The sequence below is a fragment of the Cohnella massiliensis genome (assembly GCF_900169535.1).
Classification (GTDB): domain Bacteria; phylum Bacillota; class Bacilli; order Paenibacillales; family Paenibacillaceae; genus Cohnella; species Cohnella algarum.
In genome coordinates this window covers 74216-91025 of the sequence record NZ_LT821244.1, presented here as the reverse complement: position 1 = coordinate 91025, position 16810 = coordinate 74216, and the positions used below count along the sequence as shown (strand labels likewise).

The 16810-nt window shown below is 45.8% G+C and carries 18 protein-coding genes; 5 read left to right on the top strand and 13 right to left on the bottom strand.

The genetic code is table 11. The annotated features are described in order from the left end of the window. Nucleotides 1–145: 145 nt before the first annotated feature. From B7E11_RS01565 to B7E11_RS01560, 3 genes are read right to left on the bottom strand one after another with little or no spacing between them, the layout of a single operon-like run. Complete coding sequence (locus B7E11_RS01565; protein WP_080831889.1) at nucleotides 146–1849, bottom strand: DUF308 domain-containing protein; 1704 nt, start codon at nucleotides 1847–1849, stop codon at nucleotides 146–148. A gap of 13 nt (nucleotides 1850–1862) precedes the next feature. Further along, complete coding sequence (locus B7E11_RS29310; RefSeq protein WP_176220567.1) at nucleotides 1863–2030, bottom strand: hypothetical protein; 168 nt, start codon at nucleotides 2028–2030, stop codon at nucleotides 1863–1865. A gap of 27 nt (nucleotides 2031–2057) precedes the next feature. Next, a complete protein-coding gene (locus tag B7E11_RS01560) occupies nucleotides 2058–2402 on the bottom strand; it encodes a helix-turn-helix domain-containing protein (RefSeq protein ID WP_080831888.1) in 345 nt (114 codons plus the stop codon). Between the two features lie 192 nt (nucleotides 2403–2594). Here B7E11_RS01560 and B7E11_RS01555 point away from each other — a divergent pair, with 192 nt between their 5' ends. Then, a complete protein-coding gene (locus tag B7E11_RS01555) occupies nucleotides 2595–4115 on the top strand; it encodes a transposase (RefSeq protein ID WP_080831714.1) in 1521 nt (506 codons plus the stop codon). Between the two features lie 613 nt (nucleotides 4116–4728). Here the strand turns inward: B7E11_RS01555 and B7E11_RS01550 are convergent. The 6 genes from B7E11_RS01550 to B7E11_RS01525 all read right to left on the bottom strand — a co-directional run bounded on the left by B7E11_RS01550 (nucleotide 4729) and on the right by B7E11_RS01525 (nucleotide 8820). Further along, nucleotides 4729–4974 (bottom strand): hypothetical protein, encoded by a 246-nt coding sequence (locus tag B7E11_RS01550; RefSeq protein ID WP_080831887.1) that lies wholly within the window; start codon nucleotides 4972–4974, stop codon nucleotides 4729–4731. A 154-nt stretch (nucleotides 4975–5128) separates the two neighbouring features. Further along, nucleotides 5129–5428, bottom strand: coding sequence for a DUF960 family protein (locus B7E11_RS01545; protein ID WP_176220566.1), 300 nt, complete (start codon nucleotides 5426–5428; stop codon nucleotides 5129–5131). 72 nt (nucleotides 5429–5500) lie between these two features. Beyond that, nucleotides 5501–6223, bottom strand: coding sequence for a Rad52/Rad22 family DNA repair protein (locus B7E11_RS01540; protein WP_080831885.1), 723 nt, complete (start codon nucleotides 6221–6223; stop codon nucleotides 5501–5503). Next, nucleotides 6213–7193: a YqaJ viral recombinase family nuclease gene (locus B7E11_RS01535; RefSeq protein ID WP_080831884.1), complete on the bottom strand. Its 981-nt coding sequence runs from the start codon at nucleotides 7191–7193 to the stop codon at nucleotides 6213–6215. The genes B7E11_RS01540 and B7E11_RS01535 overlap by 11 nt, the downstream gene beginning before the upstream one ends. Before the next feature lie 29 nt (nucleotides 7194–7222). Then, entirely contained in the window at nucleotides 7223–7837 is a 615-nt protein-coding gene (gene radC / locus B7E11_RS01530; RefSeq protein ID WP_080831883.1) for a RadC family protein, read from the bottom strand. Nucleotides 7838–7884: 47 nt separating this feature from the next. Beyond that, nucleotides 7885–8820 carry a DUF932 domain-containing protein gene (locus tag B7E11_RS01525; RefSeq protein WP_080831882.1) on the bottom strand — a complete coding sequence of 312 codons (936 nt, stop codon included), beginning with the start codon at nucleotides 8818–8820 and terminating at the stop codon, nucleotides 7885–7887. Nucleotides 8821–9044: 224 nt separating this feature from the next. Between B7E11_RS01525 and B7E11_RS01520 the strand changes: the two genes are divergently transcribed. Beyond that, nucleotides 9045–9461, top strand: a complete 417-nt coding sequence (locus B7E11_RS01520) for a toxin-antitoxin system YwqK family antitoxin (protein ID WP_080831881.1) — start codon at nucleotides 9045–9047, stop codon at nucleotides 9459–9461. A gap of 442 nt (nucleotides 9462–9903) precedes the next feature. Here B7E11_RS01520 and B7E11_RS01515 read toward each other — a convergent pair whose 3' ends face one another. Further along, nucleotides 9904–11550, bottom strand: coding sequence for an IS1634 family transposase (locus B7E11_RS01515; protein ID WP_176220565.1), 1647 nt, complete (start codon nucleotides 11548–11550; stop codon nucleotides 9904–9906). 212 nt (nucleotides 11551–11762) lie between these two features. Here B7E11_RS01515 and B7E11_RS01510 point away from each other — a divergent pair, with 212 nt between their 5' ends. Together B7E11_RS01510 and B7E11_RS01505 are read left to right on the top strand one after the other, a co-directional pair. After that, the gene (locus B7E11_RS01510; protein ID WP_080831879.1) at nucleotides 11763–12110 is read left to right on the top strand and encodes a hypothetical protein; all 348 of its coding nucleotides are present in this window, start codon (nucleotides 11763–11765) and stop codon (nucleotides 12108–12110) included. A gap of 4 nt (nucleotides 12111–12114) precedes the next feature. Beyond that, nucleotides 12115–13041, top strand: coding sequence for a hypothetical protein (locus B7E11_RS01505; protein WP_080831878.1), 927 nt, complete (start codon nucleotides 12115–12117; stop codon nucleotides 13039–13041). 281 nt (nucleotides 13042–13322) lie between these two features. Here B7E11_RS01505 and B7E11_RS01500 read toward each other — a convergent pair whose 3' ends face one another. The 3 genes from B7E11_RS01500 to B7E11_RS01490 form a co-directional block, all read right to left on the bottom strand. After that, nucleotides 13323–14060 (bottom strand): hypothetical protein, encoded by a 738-nt coding sequence (locus tag B7E11_RS01500; protein ID WP_080831877.1) that lies wholly within the window; start codon nucleotides 14058–14060, stop codon nucleotides 13323–13325. 198 nt (nucleotides 14061–14258) lie between these two features. Beyond that, entirely contained in the window at nucleotides 14259–14657 is a 399-nt protein-coding gene (locus B7E11_RS01495) for a JAB domain-containing protein (RefSeq protein ID WP_080831876.1), read from the bottom strand. Nucleotides 14658–14770: 113 nt separating this feature from the next. Then, complete coding sequence (locus tag B7E11_RS01490; protein ID WP_080831875.1) at nucleotides 14771–15706, bottom strand: DUF932 domain-containing protein; 936 nt, start codon at nucleotides 15704–15706, stop codon at nucleotides 14771–14773. A gap of 162 nt (nucleotides 15707–15868) precedes the next feature. Here B7E11_RS01490 and B7E11_RS01485 point away from each other — a divergent pair, with 162 nt between their 5' ends. Next, nucleotides 15869–16810, top strand: coding sequence for a HamA C-terminal domain-containing protein (locus B7E11_RS01485; protein WP_080831874.1), 942 nt, complete (start codon nucleotides 15869–15871; stop codon nucleotides 16808–16810).

Below are 16810 nucleotides of genomic sequence, written 5' to 3'. Positions count from 1 at the left end.
TTTGTAAATGATGTAGTTGGAAATCGAAGTGAATACGGTAACATTCCGTTGCAATCTGCTAATGAAGGCCCAACCGAAAGGAATGCAGAGAAGCACATAAGCGGAGATCAAAGGCTATTCCTCCCTTCCTGAAATTAGTTGAAACTTAGTACATGCTCTCCACTTTATAGTCAATCACAATCCAGTCATCCGATTCCGACTTTTTAATCGTTGCTGCGACTGAGCCGACATAAGAAAAGTTTGAAGAGTCCGGCCAAGCAGCTTGAGGTTGATAGCGAATGGCTTTAGCTTGCAAATGATCGGGATCATCACTGTTAAAAAAACCGTAGTCACTCAAGTCTTGGTACACGCTGATTACAGCCGTCAACGTACCATCCTGATTATCGAACAACTGTTGTACTTGAGAAAACAGGTTCGAATCGGTATATGCCCATCTGTATGCATCCCATCGATAATAGCCGTCTTTATATTGGTACCCGGAAATGGATTTATGTTTAATTTGAATGCCAAAGAAGTGCTCGATCGTTTCAGCAATCAAGTCCTGATGCATCATTAACTCATTTTCGTTATCCGGGTTAAAAACGTAGCTATTGTCTAGGCCGAATTGTTGATTTCGCTCTATCGCAAATCGAATTAGTTCATCCGTGCTATATTGACTGATCTTGCTATCTCTAATATAGGGGGATGTACCGAAGTTTACGGAACTGAGATCACTAAAGAATCGATTCAATTCGACCTGTTTCTCCGAGCTCATCGACGGCCATGTATCGATTGGGGTTTTGGGCCCATTCTCCGTTACACGCAGCGGCGATTCCTTATCGTTATGAACACGATTAGTCAGTTCATCCTTTGCAACAGTGACTTCGTGCTTCAACGGGATTTCAAACGTAAACGGCTCGATACGCACTTCCCAGTTATCGCTGCTACCTTCAAACGTAACCGTGAAATTATCTCCGTTGGGGTCAACAGACGGAAAAACAATCACTCCTTCCGTCGTAACGCTAGGACGAATATTGTCACTATTGATTTCAGGATAATTGGCGTGAAAGTTACTAATCCTCTCGTACTGTTTGTCACCCTGAATCAATGTGGAAGAGTAGGTATGAAAATCGATGGTATCTGCTGATTCGTTCCTTACTTTGAGATGTACGCGGGTTTCCTGTTTCGCCAGTTCCACATTGGTTACCGACATGACGTAGCCGTTCTGATTTTGTTCCTGATTCACTTCAATCGTCTTGAAGGCAGGAGCAAACGCGGTGGCGTAATCCGTTTTTTCGACCTTTTTGGCTATGATGGCGGGGAGTTTCAATATGGCCCCAAAGGCGTTCTTCCCTTGAAACATATCGTGAACCTCGCCTACAATATGTAAAATATCTCCTTTTTGAATGTCAACGGCCATGTCGTCCAGACGAACAATCGTATTCTTGCTGTCATCATCTTGGGCGTATACTTGGAATGATTGATACTTTTCCGTTTTTTCTGGTGCTTGGAACACTCGCCCATAAAAGTCAACCTGATAGCCTTTAAACGGCTTCGCATCCGTATAAAGTTGGACAAATTGCTGTTCCGTCAAAAACTCCTCACGGCTCACCGTTTTATCGTTCACACTACTTAAAGCTAATCCAATGACCACAAGCAACAAAGCAGCAGTTCCTGAAATAATCATCCCTAATTTCGTTTTTCGCCCCATTTTGCGCGATTTACTTTCCGGCAACAAAAATCCTGCGCCGGACAACAGGGAAGTAACTGCACCGATCATAGCGGCAATGCCGATATCACCTGTCATCATGCTGCCTAAAATTAAACCTGATATGCCTATCAATAGTTGCAAAATACCAATGATTCTCATTTCAGTCCCCCGATTATGGCGTCTTTTTATCTTTTGCCATTTTCAAGAGAAACCCGATGCCGGAAAGCAATGCGGAAGATGCGCCGATCATCGCCGCAATTCCGATATCCCCAAACATGGCGCCGCCCATTGCCATTCCGGCTACGCCAACGATAACAAGTAAAATTCCAATAATTTTCATCTGTTAAACCTTCCTTTCATATAATTTCTAGTCTTCGTTCGTGCTTTTGGTTTGATTTGCCGACACATTCGTCTTGATCGTATCGATGATGATCTGCTTGAGTTCATCGGACGAAAGTACGGTAAGCACCGCCTTTTTCTCGACTGGAGTCTCCGCGCATTGTTTCGTAGGCACAATCAAACTTTCTAGGGTAGTGTCAAGACCACCGGCTATTTTCTCCAACGTCTTGATCGTCGGATTTTTTTCCCCGCGTTCAACTTGTCCCAGGTAGGAGGTATTGACTCCGGCGTGAAGCGCCAACTGTTCTTGACTCAACCCCTTCTTTAGACGCAAATACCGAATTTTTTCACCAATATTTTGCGCGGTGTTCATGTTTTTTCACCTCTTCTCACCTCTAATAGCCTCTCGGAATTAAAAACTCCGCACCGGCTTTGGCCCTTTGGCCAAGGTCTTTTATTGTTTCACCCCCAAAACAGGAGTGCGAACAAACATTCCTCTTGACATTTTCGAAACACCCCAATAATCGCCGAGAAGGCATTTTCTGCCTATCTCTTGAGAAATTGGGTGATCGTTTTGAAAGTTGTTTCTCGTTCTCACCAGGACTACTTGACTTTCGTAAGCAACCAACTTCGAAAGGAGTACGGCACACCGGAAGCGCTACTGTTTTTGCAGCACTTTTACAACGACCTGATCTTCTGGATCACGGCCATCGATCTGTCCGCCACCGCTTCCTTGATGCGTTCGGCTTACTCCTCCAATCCGAAAGGACGCAAGCCTCACGATCCCGCCGACATGCTCCGCTGCTTGCTCCTTATGACCAAGCTCGGGCTGAGCGTCGATGACGGAGTCGTCGCGCTGCGAACGACGCCGGTCTATGCCATTCTCTGCGGCTTTAAACCTGGTGAGACGCCGGGTGTCGGAACGTTCTACGACTTTTTCCCCCGGCTTTGGCGGGCATCCACTCCGCATAAGACCGGGCGCGTCAAACGCCGCTTGAAGAAGCCGCGGAAGAAGGGCAAAAAGAACGAAAAGCAAGAGCCCAAAAACCCCAAGATTACGGAGAAACTCGTCTCCCGCATCCTGCGCGAGGGCAAAATCCACTACGCCCCCAAGGAGCACGACCTGCTGCAACAGTTGTTCCAATCCCTGTTTGTCCTGCCTTCTGCGGCAAAAGGATTGCTTGGCGATACGAGCGCTTTCCGCGTCATCGGCGACGGATCTCCGGTTGAAACCGGCGCGCGTTCGTACGGCAAGTTCCTTTGCGATTGCCGCAAGTCGGGCAACTGGAAATGCTCCTGCAAACGGCAATTTTCCGATCCGGATGCCGATTGGGGCTGGGACAGCTATCGCGAGAAATATTACTACGGGCGTACGCTCTACATGTTCACCGCAGCCGACAGTCCTTACAATTTGCCCGTGTACCCGCGATTGTTTCGCGCCAGCCAACATGACTCGGTGTCATGGATCTGCGGCTACCGCGAGCTGCGTCACTGGTACTCGGACTGGAAGGTGGGAGAGGCGCTCCTGGATTCCGCCCACGACGCCCTCCCGATCTATACCATGCTGGAACATGATGATGTTTCCGCCATCATCGACCTGAATCACAGGCGTTCCGGGCATACGGTATACAATGAAATGAAAATTGGCTCCGATGGCGTTCCTGTCTGCCCCATTGGACGCAAGATGGTCTGCTGGGGCAAGTGTTCGGGGCGACAGCGCATCAAATGGCGCTGTCCCGCCAAAGTCGGCAAATGGGAATGCCCGACTCCCTGCTCGCCTTCCGATTATGGAAGAACCTTCTACACATCCACCGCGGATAACCCGCGCCTTTTTCCGCGCATCCGCCGCGACAGCAAGGAATGGAGAAAGCGTTATGCGCTGCGAACCGGCGTCGAACGCTGCATCAAGCGCCAGAAAGTCGATTACAGGCTGGAAGCTTCGCGCGGGCGCAGTTCCCGCCACTGGAACATTCGCGTGTACTTGATCGCCATGTGCCAGCATGCCGACGCGTGGCTGGAAGAAGCGAAGAAGCAGAAGCAGATCGCGTCTGTTGAACAATGGCTCAAAGAATTAACAGCCGCTTGATGCAAATTGGTTTGCATAGCATTTTTTAAAAAATGCCCTTTTGAGGGTTCTTTGGCATGCACATTCTTGAAATCAGCTTTCATACCTGCCATTTCATCGACATATCCGCCTCATTCACCCCTCATTCGGACTCAGAACCCTGCTTTATTTCCGAGCCTCTATCTCTATGAAAAGGATAGGTTTTCCTACTGTGTGCCTCAATAGGATATAGTCGCGAAATCAGTGGATATAAGCGCGATGTCTTGACTATTCTCTTTGAATGAGTGGCTAAATGCACCCCCTTTATTGGCAACAAAAAAGACGCAAGCCACGAAACACCAGTCCGGATTGCATGAGAAAGAAACCTTCCTCTTACGAATCTTTTCCTGTTGTCTTGTGTCTGCGTCTAAATGTCGATTATGATTGACAGCCAGTGCAAAAATAAACAGATGATATTTTTGCGGCTGGGCTGACCGGGATGGGTATATCCGGCCAACCAATTATCGGTTCATTTCAAAAACAATACTAATGTTAGCATACTCATTTTTGAAGTGACGATCAAGACCAAAATTCAATTCCGAATGAACCCTTGACTACGGACGAACTTGCCCCGCCCATGACGGGCAAAGATGGTCTAATTCCCTAACCGTTCAAGGATCGTCTCCACATCTTCATCTTCGAATTGTTCCAAACGGGTCAACGGACATTCCCAGTCGAGCAGACTGAGCAAGAGCGGATAAACGATTTCGACAATCCGCTGTTTCTTGTCTTCGGACATGTCCCGAAAAGGTTGCCGATACGACATCCAAAAGCGGATTTCGTCTTCTATACGCTCTTTGGTATAATCCCCGCCATTTTCACACGAATAAACAATCTCCAATGATCTTCAACCTCCATGATGAAGTTGATTTCCAGGCGCTTTTTTCTCTGTTCCTTCTTCTATGTTCCTTGGCCCAAGACCGCTATCTAGCATAGCGTCTATATGAATAATATATACTTGAAGCTACAAGTCTTGCGTTTGATCGGTCAGGTTCTTAATACTCCTCCGCAAGCAGCATCGTACAGTGGGTCGCATCGTCGATCACAAAGATTTTGGCATTGACCATGTGCCTGGAACATATGGCATACTCTTTTCGGTATTCGGGCTGTTCTTGCGTATGCACGATTTTTTGCTTGTTCTTTCCGTTTTCCATCTTGCTTTCCAGATGAAAGACTTGCAAATAGTCCTTCGCCTCGACTTCCATCGTTTCGATCAGGTACCAGAGGATATGTTGCAGGAAGGGAGGCACATTGTCTCTTATCCCTTGTGTGATGAATTTCGATCCGGTAAACACGTTCTCATCTCCTTGGAAACAGAAAAATAAACGGCCAGACGTAAGCCTGACCGTTTGCGGTAAACCATTCATTTACGCGCTCGCCGCGCTGCGTTTCTCCTGTAATTTCTTTTTCAACCAGTTGACCAGTTGTTGCTCCGTGACACCTTCCTGCCGCTTTTTCGCGTACCATTCATCAAAGCCGTCGAGACTTCCCGCCAGTTCCTGCCACGCCGTTTTCATTTGATTTTGCAGTGCGGAGGCCTTGTTCTTCAGTTTTTCGGTTAATTCCGATTTCTTGGAGTTGCGGGTATGGTTGGAATGCGGCGCTTTCGATTCCCAACCTTGTTCATGGTAATATGAATGATAATGATCCGGTACAATGATCGCCTGTTTCTGTTTGTCCCATGTAATCAATCCTTTGTACAAATCGCTTGCCACTCCGATCCGGCTGGCGCACTTCTTCATGCCGTCGGTAATCGCGGATTTGGTGGCATCGCCTTCATGCATACCTGATTTCACCTGCTCGCTGCCGACATCGATAAAGGTGATCCATTCTTTTAGATCAGGATTAAAGAAACTGAACTCGACATAAATCTTCACACGCGGATTTTTACCGTTCGGGTCCTGGACAATTTTCTCCGTCTCGTACAGTCCTTGATATTTCCAGAAACCTACGCCAAGCACTTCGTTCAACCGCTCCGTGACGGATTGGCCGGAAATATAACAACGGTCTCCGAAGCTGTCGTATTGATATGCGGAGTAAGGGAAAGGAGCGTTCAATCGTTCGAATAAACTCATTGCTTCATTCGCCATGGTTTACCGCCTCCTGCTTGATACTGAACTGCCGAAAATGGGTATGCTTCATGCATTCTTCATAAATGGCCGGAAAGCGTTCCTTCAGTTGTTTGTTGTCCACACCGGTCCGGCTGCGGTTTTCCCACTTTACCTTGTACGTTCCGGCAATTCCGATTTCGTGGCTGCCCAGCAGGGATTTGAAGTGATTTTCGATACCGGCGATGGACTCTTCCAACTGCTTCATCTGGCTTTTGAGGGATAAATAGGTCTCAATCCGTTCGGTTTCTTCCGGCGGAAGTGTCGTGCTGTTCTGACCTTCGGGATACAGACGGTTCAAAAGGGTTTTACAGGCTTCCGAACCGTCTACAGGAGGACACTTTCTTTCGAGCACATAACTATGCCAAAAGTCACCGGCCAGCCGGACAAGTTGACGAATCAATTCATCATCGCGAAATACTTCATACTCGCGGTATTTGTTGCCGCCAATAAGCGTGGCGAAATAGCCCCAATCCAGTCCGGTAACGAACAAATACCATTGCAATTGGACGTAATAATAGTCGGGGATATTCCCGTCATCCCATTCATGACGGAGATATTCGCTCGCCGTTTTGATCTCCAGAATGCCGCGGCCGCGTTTGGGGCAAATAATCATGCGATCCAAATTGCCTAACGCCCAGCGATGCTCGGGGTGGCAGTATATCACCTTTTTCTCCGTGACGGCCCATTCGGGGCGTTCGCTCGCAAATTTATCCGCAATGAGCGGTTCGAGCCGCGTTCCCCATTCCGCCGCTTCGCTCTTTTGCTCTTCCGGTGCTTCTCCCAGCTTCTCCAAGTAAACGTGAATGGGGGTGCGCCATTTGGAGAGGCCGCAGATCGCCGCGATGTCGGAGCCGCCGATGCCACTGCGACGAGCAGCGAGCCACTGCTCATGTGATAAATTGTCCGTTTCAACAAAAACATCCGCATGAAACTTGATTGCTGTAGCCATATTTGGCTCCCTCCAAAATGAGGCGAGGACTAATGTACGATTGACGTTAGCCCTCGCTCTTTTAAACTGACAAACGTATGACCGATAATGACATGATCGAGTACTTCGATACCGATGATCGTTCCGGCTTCTATTAACCGATTTGTGATCATGATATCCTGCTCACTCGGTTCCGGGTTGCCGCTGGGGTGATTATGCACGCAGATAATGGAAGCGCAACTGCGTTTTATTGCAGGGAGGAACACTTCTCTTGGATGAACGATGCAAGCATCCAGGCTGCCCATCGCGATCAGTTCCTTTGACATCACCATATTTTTTGTATTCAACAGCAAAACGATAAAATGTTCTTTTTTCAGGAAGCGCATTTCAGGCTCAACCAGATAATAGACGTCTGCAGGGGAACTGATTTTGTTAGTAGGCGGCTTAGACGCTGTTAATGTACGGGCGAGTTTCAGCGCGGCGACAATTTGCCTCGCTTTCATATGTCCAATGCCTCTTATTGAGAGTAGTTCTTGTTCTGTGACATCGATCAGTTCTTCTATTGTACGGAATCGGTTAAAAATTTGGTTGATGATATAACCGTCCGGCTTCTCACGCAGAGAATCGGCGAGTAACAATTTTAATTCGAGTTGCGAAACACTCATGCAATAAATTACCTCCAAAGTTCAGAATGGTGGCAGATTTCGTTGGATTATGCTACAGCGGTAATAAGTTCATATGCCTTGTCGATCAGTGGGTTTCCTTCCATCGTACGGAGAAACAGATTCTCTTTATATGTTGCGGTTTCCCTCAGTGGCTTGGCATGGGTCGCAAAATCGGATACTGCGTTAATGAAACGATATCCGTTCTTGCCGACTGTTTGAAGATCAGGTGCGTCAAAATATCTGGCTTGAAAATCTTCCCGCAAATGCTGGACGTTCTTTTGTTGCACATTCGTCGCTTGATCTGGCATCGGGAGCAAAAGCTCGATAAATTCGAGCACTTTATGATCCGGTATTTTGATTCGCTGAAGTCGTTCAGCCTCGGCTCCAAGCTTGTCCATGTATAATTCAGCGTAGAGCAACGTCTTCTTGGCTTCTTCCAGTTTTGATTGAATGTTTCCGGTATGAACGGTTGTCCAAATACGCTTGGCGCTATTAAGCGCAAGGTTTAATGTGTTTTGACAAACGACACGAATTGGGGACATAGCGACCTTGACACTGCTGCTGCCGTCGTGGGTATTGGAAAATACCATATAAGGGCAGATGCGATCTCCGGTAATAATGTAATTCGCTGGGAGCTTAGCAAGCAGCCATACCTTCTTGCCGTTTTGCAAGCTACCTGCTGTTTCAAAACGAACCCCCTCACCGAGCAATTCATCGGCAAAGGCAAATGCCTCGTGATTTTGAACAATCTTGTACCGATCCGTAACGACACCGAGCACCCGCTGATCGGATGCTCGGATGTTTGCTTTATAGCCAGGAATCACGGCCATGTCCTCCGTTAAAATCGGCTTTTGAATGACTGTCCAATCCAGTTCTGCGGCTTTTAAAGCCTCATCCGAACTGAGTGCATGTTCGACTCGATTACCTAGTCCGTGCCATGGTGCCTCCCTCACGTAAAACATAGATTCGACATTTGCTGGCATGTACAACATCTCCCTTGTAGATTTTATAAATCAGCTATATGGCTGTTTCAAAGTAATAATATAGATTTGATTTGTCGTGATATGCGCGGGTTTAGATTTTTAAAAAACTCATGTGTATGTTATCGATAAAAGGGGTACTTATTACCGATCAATTTACTTTATTCCAGTAGGATCGGAAGATTCGATTACATGAAAATTCATTTCAATCGCAGGAGTGTATTACTATGGACAATTTTTATTCAGGAAAACTCTACTATGATTCCGGCGAATTGCGCTATGAAGGATTTATTCAGAATGAAATGCCGTGCGGACAAGGAATCAGTTATTTTAAAAACGGTCGAAAACATATGGAAGGCCGGTTTGGGGATTGGTTCATTGAGGAAGGCAAGGAGTACTACAAGAATGGAAATTTAAAGTTTGAAGGGAAATATAATTCCGGGCCGAGAACCTATTACGGCCCAAGATATTTTGTTGAAGGAAAACTTTATTATGAATCAGGGCGGTTATGGTATGAGGGGACATTTGATATTGAAAAACATGGGAGCATGGGCTACCCGATTTTTAAAGGCTCAAAATCATTTCTTTCAGGTATTGAATATGACGAGGTTGGAAATATCGCGAAAATTCATAAAGGAAAGTGATTCATCCTTTACGCTCAATGGATCAACCAAAACCAATAAGGGAGAATGCAAATGGACGTTCATGATTCACTATTGCCTGAAAACCCACATGCTTATTTGCTATCTATTCCTGCCGATGATTTACGTTGGGATAAGGTTAAACGCTTTTTTCAACTGCCTGATATTGAAAAAGAGTGGATGTCAATTACACGACTTCGGAAGTTGCGTTCTAAACAAGTGATAGTCGCTATTCTGCAAGATCGATATCGCAGAAGCAATATTGAGATTTTCGTGGATCACCAAGAAAGGATCATCACGTTTCGTTATCGAGGCACAATAATCGGAAATTTTCATCAAACCCGGGTTCGACAGTCAGTAGATGCACAAACCGCCACAAGCCCAAGTGGGACAAGGGATGCGACGGTTGTGGATAACTACGTGTGGTGCCTACATCTTTTGGGGGTCAAGAGAGCGAAATATCCCATATTTGCTGGGGTTCTGCGATTTGCAAAGCCGAAACAATTGCCCGATGTTCGTCCGTTAATTCCGTCCGTTGCCGCAGCTTTCCGCCATCCAAACGGTACTCAACCAGATGCAGCGTCTGCATGAGCGAACGAATTTCGCGCCACGTTTGGCCGGTTTGGTTTTCTGCAATCCGGATGAGCATCAAGGCCAGCCAGCAAAGCAGGACATGTGCGCGAATCCGTTCTTCTTTCCGGTGGTAGACCGGCCGCAGTTCCAGCGATTGCTTGAGTGTCCGAAACGCTGCTTCCACCTGAAGCAATTGCTTGTACCCAAGTGCCACATCTTCCGTGGACAAGGTGTCGTCCGAGGTGCGCAGCAAGTATTTGCCGTCCAGATGCTCCATCGCTTTGACGGCGGCCAGATCGATACGCAGATTGCCGCGCTTGTCGGTCTTGAGATACCGTTTGTACGTCGGATGGCTGTGCAGACGGCAGTGTGCCCCGGTATGCGCTTCGCCGTCCAGTTCCTTCAACCGGGCAAGCTCCGTGCGCAGCTGCTCCAGATGCGCTTCGCGCCGGGCGGCATCCCGCTTTGCTTCCTCCGGATTTCGGACGAGCACGTATCGCTTGCGCGCTTCGCCATCCCCCACGACGATTTCCTTAACTTCCAGGTTCTCTCGGATCGTCTTGAATCGTCCCGGATGGGCAAGTGCCGCTTCAACGGCCGGCTTGCCTGATGCCATCTTCTCCCCGGCAATGTAGTGGCCGCCGCTCTGTTGCAGTACACGCAGATTGTCTTCGGAGGAGAAACCGCGGTCGACGACGGTAATCACACGCCCGAGTTTCCACCCGGTCAGATCTTTCTTCACCTGCGGCACGACGTTCATATCCGACGTATTGCCCGGCCACACCCAACAACGAATCGGGATTCCCTCGCGCGTTACAGCGAAACCGACGACCACCTGAGGAAGGTCGGGGCGATGGTCTTTCGAATAACCGGTTTTGCGAAAGTCGTCTTCCTCGTCCTCTTCCGTTTCAAAATACGTTGAGGTCGTGTCGAAGAACAACAGATCGACTTCCAGGTTCAGCAAATCCGCTACCGTATGGAACACTTCGCGCTGGATGCTTTCTTCCGACTCGAGCAGGAAATCCATTGCCCGATAACCATGCTGCACGTCAAACGCCGGGAGATCCGGAATGACCACTTCACGTGCCACCCAATCTTCGATCGCAAGCTTGCTGCTGGGTGCCAGCGCCCTATTGGCCACCATAGCAAAGATGGCGCGTTCAACCGGCATGCGGTATTCCCGATCGGCCAGCCGCCGTGTAATCGCTTCTCCGATACCAAGCTTCTTCCAAAGTTGATCGAGCAGCCATACGCCGCCCAGCGAACGACTGCTAAGGAACGTAACCGAAGCTGGTTGCGCTGAAGATGGAGAGGGCGCTTGCGGCTCGCCAATAAAACGGTGGATGCTGGCGGCAAGACGTTTCAAGCCCTCCATGTCCAGTTCGTCAGCGCGGCCGAAATGGTACAGGACTTTCGCTTGTGGAGTTCCGGTCACAGGATTTCGCTCATTATGGGCGAGCTGTACGTAACGGGTGATCGAACCGTTTTTGTTTTTACGAGAGATTGTTCGTATATACATATCTACAGGATAAAGTATATACTACAAGAAATGCAACAAAAATATCTAGTTATCCACAAAAATTTAGTGCCTACAGTTTTTTGGATTTTTTCGCGTCGTAGTGCCTGTGGAAAAGTCCGAAAAACCGCGTCAAATCTAGATTTCAGTTGTCCACAGCACCCAAAAGGGTGCCTACTTTTCGAGGGTTACTGTCGAACCCGGGTCAAAAGATTATGACATTTACCCCTGTGCATGCAGATACATATGAAGGATCATACTCAACGATCAATCAGCGTAAAATTGCAAAACAAGCTATAAAGGAAATCGTTCAAGCCATCCTGGGGGACTCCGCGGCGGAGCGAATTCATCTTGCGTATAAGGAATTCTTGGTATTGCTGTTTGGCTCAGTGCCGCAGCAACCATCTGAATTGTGGGTGTCGCGAGAGGCATATATCCATGCGATGAATATTATCGAAGAAAAATATCAACTAGAGCCCGGAGACGAAAATTTCTTGGAATGGCGACTTACTTTGCTTGGTCGTTCACCAATGTTAAAAAAAGATGATACAGAGGAGAGATAATAAGATGTTTTGTATTCATTGCAAAAAGGAATACGATGAAAAATACATCATTGATGCGAAAGGTAATCGATATTGTTCAGAAGACTGTATGGAGCAGTATATGGAAGCGAATGATATCTCATTTCCTCCGTATCCTTACGAGGATACCTACCTGATGTTGCGGAACTCGTATATCGAGCTTTTGGATGGTTGGGAAAGCACGCTTAACCGGGCAACCATCGATTTAGAAGATGCAGTAGATGAATTGATGGAGGAGATTGACAGTCTAATCGAAGATCATTATGACTTTATCCTATCCGAAGGCGACGACGGCCCTTATGCTTGGGAAATCTACCAGTACACGAACAAACTGAAGGAGCTTCAGCAGCGCATTTTTGCTTGGCGGCCAAATAGAAAAACGCTATATTGGATTACTTCTGATCATGGCAATTATGGAGATTTGGGGGAAGCAGGAGAAGAAGTCTATCAGAAGATTTGCACAGATTTATATTTGGCTGGATACGAAGAGTTCATCCTCTATGTGACCGAACATCTTCAGCATCCCTACCATTGGGGACTAAATTATATTTTCGATAATCTGGAAATGGCTCAAGAGGCGTATGAGGTTTTGTTGACAGTGTGTGATAAGCATGGAGTTGACCTGAGGATGGTGAATGCCCATAAATGCGAAGCTCATTGCAGGGACATATTGGAAGCTGATGCAGATACGTATGTAAACGGCTGGTTTTATTGTTATTCGTGCAAAGAATCGGATCATCATGGCGTATATTCGGTTGACGAACTGGATGAATGGATTCGATATTATAACGAAAATGAAACGGATCGCCAAATATTGATTCATGAGCGGGAAGAGTGGTGTTTCCCATTTAAAAAGAAAATAAGGCGGTCTTGTCGAACATGGGAACGTGAACTGCCCGAATGGGCTATCTAAACACAAAGGAAGTTTGGAAACAAGCGTAATACGGAAAGCTTTATTATGATACCGGCGAGTTAAGTCAATATTCCTATGACAAAGACTTATACCATAATAAATTTACAATTCTCTCTTAAAGTACAATTTTGGCCTTAACCGCGCTCGGGGCGCAGAAAGTCGCCCCCGAGGGGGGCAGGTGGAGGTGAGGCCACCTTAGGGAAAGATCGCTCGGCAAGCGGGCTCGTGCAGGCCAAAACAAGGCTCCTGCAGGTTGCGCCCCGCTTTGATTTTGGTGGACTTCATTGGACATCAGCTGAAGATATTTCGTAAACGTAAGCAGCGAATAATACAGCAGGGTAAAACTCTTTTCGTACACCGTATTCATACGGGCCAACAAGATTTTGATGCAACACCCATAATCCAGACCAGTTTGGAGCAGGGTTTAATGACCTGACGACCTGATTTGTCACTTGATTTAATCGTTCGGTAGTTGCGGTGGATTTATGAGAAGCCTTTGTAAAAGATTCAAAGACCGGGATGACATGAAGCGCAATTCTGACAGCGGCGTTACACCATTTGCCTTGTGTCAACGCTTCATCTTTAATAGAGTCCAGTTGTTCGATCGCTTTTTTCCAGTCGCTTTGAAGGTTTTGATTCGCTATGCCCGAACGCAAGGAACAAAAGCTGTGTTTCAGTTCAATCAATAGTACGATATTTCTCCAAAGACACCAATAATCTAGCCAGCCATGTGAATCGGCTTGCTTTTTGTTGAGATCGCTCCATTTTCTATTTACTGGAGTCTCCATCAAAAGTAGGTCTGAGAACTGAGAAAGCGCTGGAGCTAGAAATGAGTGGAGCTGACGTTCACGAAAAGCGAAAGGAGCTTCGCCAGTCAGGGTCATATATTTTTCGCATTGTCTGGCAAATCCGCATATTAATTGATCTAAGAAATCTCTTGTCAAGTTCATTCCCAAACCCTTTGGTAGAGAAGGGAAAATGGTGACGCTACCTGCTCGTCGAATGGTTTTTTGTATCATTACCGAATACTCCTCATAGGTTCTGTTTCTTGAAAATTCGACAGGCCTAAGAAGGTTTCCTCTCTTGAACGATAAATGAAAATAAGAAATTGGTGGCTGTTAGTTAATAAGGTGTCAATTTTTGTTTCAAACTCGGGGCTTTCCCATCAAAATGTAAAACCCCTTCGCACACCGTATTAGCGGCAGAAGGGGCAACGCTTAAACAATACTTGCATTGAGAGAGCCAATGGAGATCGTTTCTGTAGAGATGACAAAGTTCTTGGTATTCAGGAAGATACAAACAAAATGCTCTTTTTTCAGATAGCGAAATTCAGGCTCCAGCAGTTGGTATACGTCATGGGAAGAGCGAATAATGTTCGGATGCGTTTGTTGAATCGGTTTTGCCAACGTTAGTGCCAGTTTCAGCGCGGCGACAATTTGCCGGGACTTCACCTTGCCGATTCCTTTAATCTTGGAAAGCTCCTGCTCGGTAACATCAACAAGGTCGCCGGGAGTCGGATAACGGTTGAAAATCTCGTCGATGATGTAACTGTCCGGTTTTTCACGCAGCGAATGCGCTAATAACGACTTCAAATCTGTGCGGATATCTTCGCGCATTTCTCAATCCTCCAAAATTCATTAAATTTTTTGCGGAAAATAGAATGAGCCGAACACTTCGAAACATCGAAAGTGTACGGCTCAAATAAAAATGCCCCGGCGTTCTAAAGCAATTACGCCGAGGCTAACAGCATTTCATAGGCTTTATCGATTAACGGATTGCCTTCCATCGTCCGCAGAAACAGGTTTTCCTTGTAGGATGCACTCTCACGAAGAGGTTTCGCGTGTGTCGCAAAATCCGATACCGCATTGATGAATCTGTATCCATTTTTCCCCACTTGGGCAAGGTCAGGGGCTTCAAAATATCTAAGCTTCATATCTGCCCGAAGATGCTGAATGTTCTTTTCTTGAATCTTTGTTGCGTTGTCCGGCATAGGAATGAGAAGGTCGATAAACTCCATCACTTTGTGATCGGGAATCTTGACTCGATTTAACCGGTCCACTTCTGCCCCTAACTTGTCCATATAATATTCGGCAAGCAACAACGTCTTTTTCGCTTCATCCAGCTTGGATTTGATATCGCCGGTATGGATCGTTGTCCATATTCTTTTAGCGTTGCTTAAAGCAAGGTTCAGGGTATTTTGGCAAACCACCCGAATCGGAGTCATGGCGACTTTGATGCTTCCGCTTCCGTCATGGCTATTGGAGAAAACGAGATACGGACTGATGCGGTCTCCTGAAATAATGTAGTTATCCGGCAATTTTGCAAGCAGCCACACTTTCTTACCATTCTGTAGGCTTCCGGCTGTTTCGTAGCGGACTCCTTCACCTAAAAGGTCATCAGTAAATGCAAAAGCCTCATGATTTTGTACGATCTTGTAACGGTCGGTGACAACCCCCAGTATTTGGTTATCTGATGCCCGGATGTTTGCTTTGTACCCTGTAATCTCCAATTGGTCTTCAGTCTGAATTGGCTTCTGAATTACCATCCAATCTAACCCAGCTTCCCTTAAAGCCTCCTCGGAACATAGTGCTTCTTCCACACGTCTGCCAAGTCCGTGCCAAGGGGCTTGCCTTACATAAAACATACTTTCGATATTTGCTGTCATTTTGAACCATCTCCATTTCTACTTATTGTCAATGGTATAATATAGATTTGATAATTGAAGATTTACGCATAAATAATTGTTTATTCACTTTTTGGGTGTAAAAAAAAGGATATTGATAACCGCCGTCGTATATTGTATTCGTGTAGAACGGAGGGGAATTATTTGAATCTTCAAAATAACCCAATTCAAAGGCAAGCACATCTGAAGCCGATTGACCTCGACTCTTTACTTTCTAATACAGAAGCGTTTTTAAATACAATGTACTATGTTAAAACCGACCAGTTTGCATTGGTACCTAGAAAAGAACATATTGCTACCTGTATCAATTATAGTGACCTTATTGAAATGAGAGATGAATTTGTAAATGAGCTCGTGTCTACGATAATTCAATATGTTTACTCAACGGAAAAACAAAATAAACTTTTACAACAATTTACTGCCCAAGGCCGAGATATATCTGCTGCATACATGAAAATTAGGAAATTAGCTCAATCAAAATTTAGACAAACGGATTTAAAAGGACAATTTTCAGAATTATTGCTTTACAATTTGTTGCAATATCACTTTAAGGCTGTGCCTATATTACGTAAAATGCCAATAACTACAAATCCGAATCTTGAGAGAAATGGCGCTGATGCTTTACATATTGCTCTAGAAAACGGTAAATACGTTATCTATTTAGGCGAAGCAAAAACATATGATCGCAAAAGTTATGGTTTGAATCAAGCTCTCCGAGATTCACTCTCAAGTATAGTTGAACACTATAATGCCCATAGAAAAGAGTTAAATCTATATATCTACGAGGATTTTCTGCCTAAGGAATTAGAATCGATCGCCGAGGCTTACCTACAAGGAAGTTTGAACTTAGAAGTTCGATTAATTTGCATGGTTACTTATGACAACAAAAACTCACTAACTGGAAGCAATAGAGAAGAATTGATTGAAAGTACAATTCAATCAATCCAAAAAGATATTAAGTCAATTAATATACAATCTTACGATGCGTTACCCAAATATTTATATCCGAGAATAAGCTATATTATCTTTCCGGTTAATAAGCTTAATGATCTACTTACAGATTTTAAAAAGGAACTAGGTGTATAA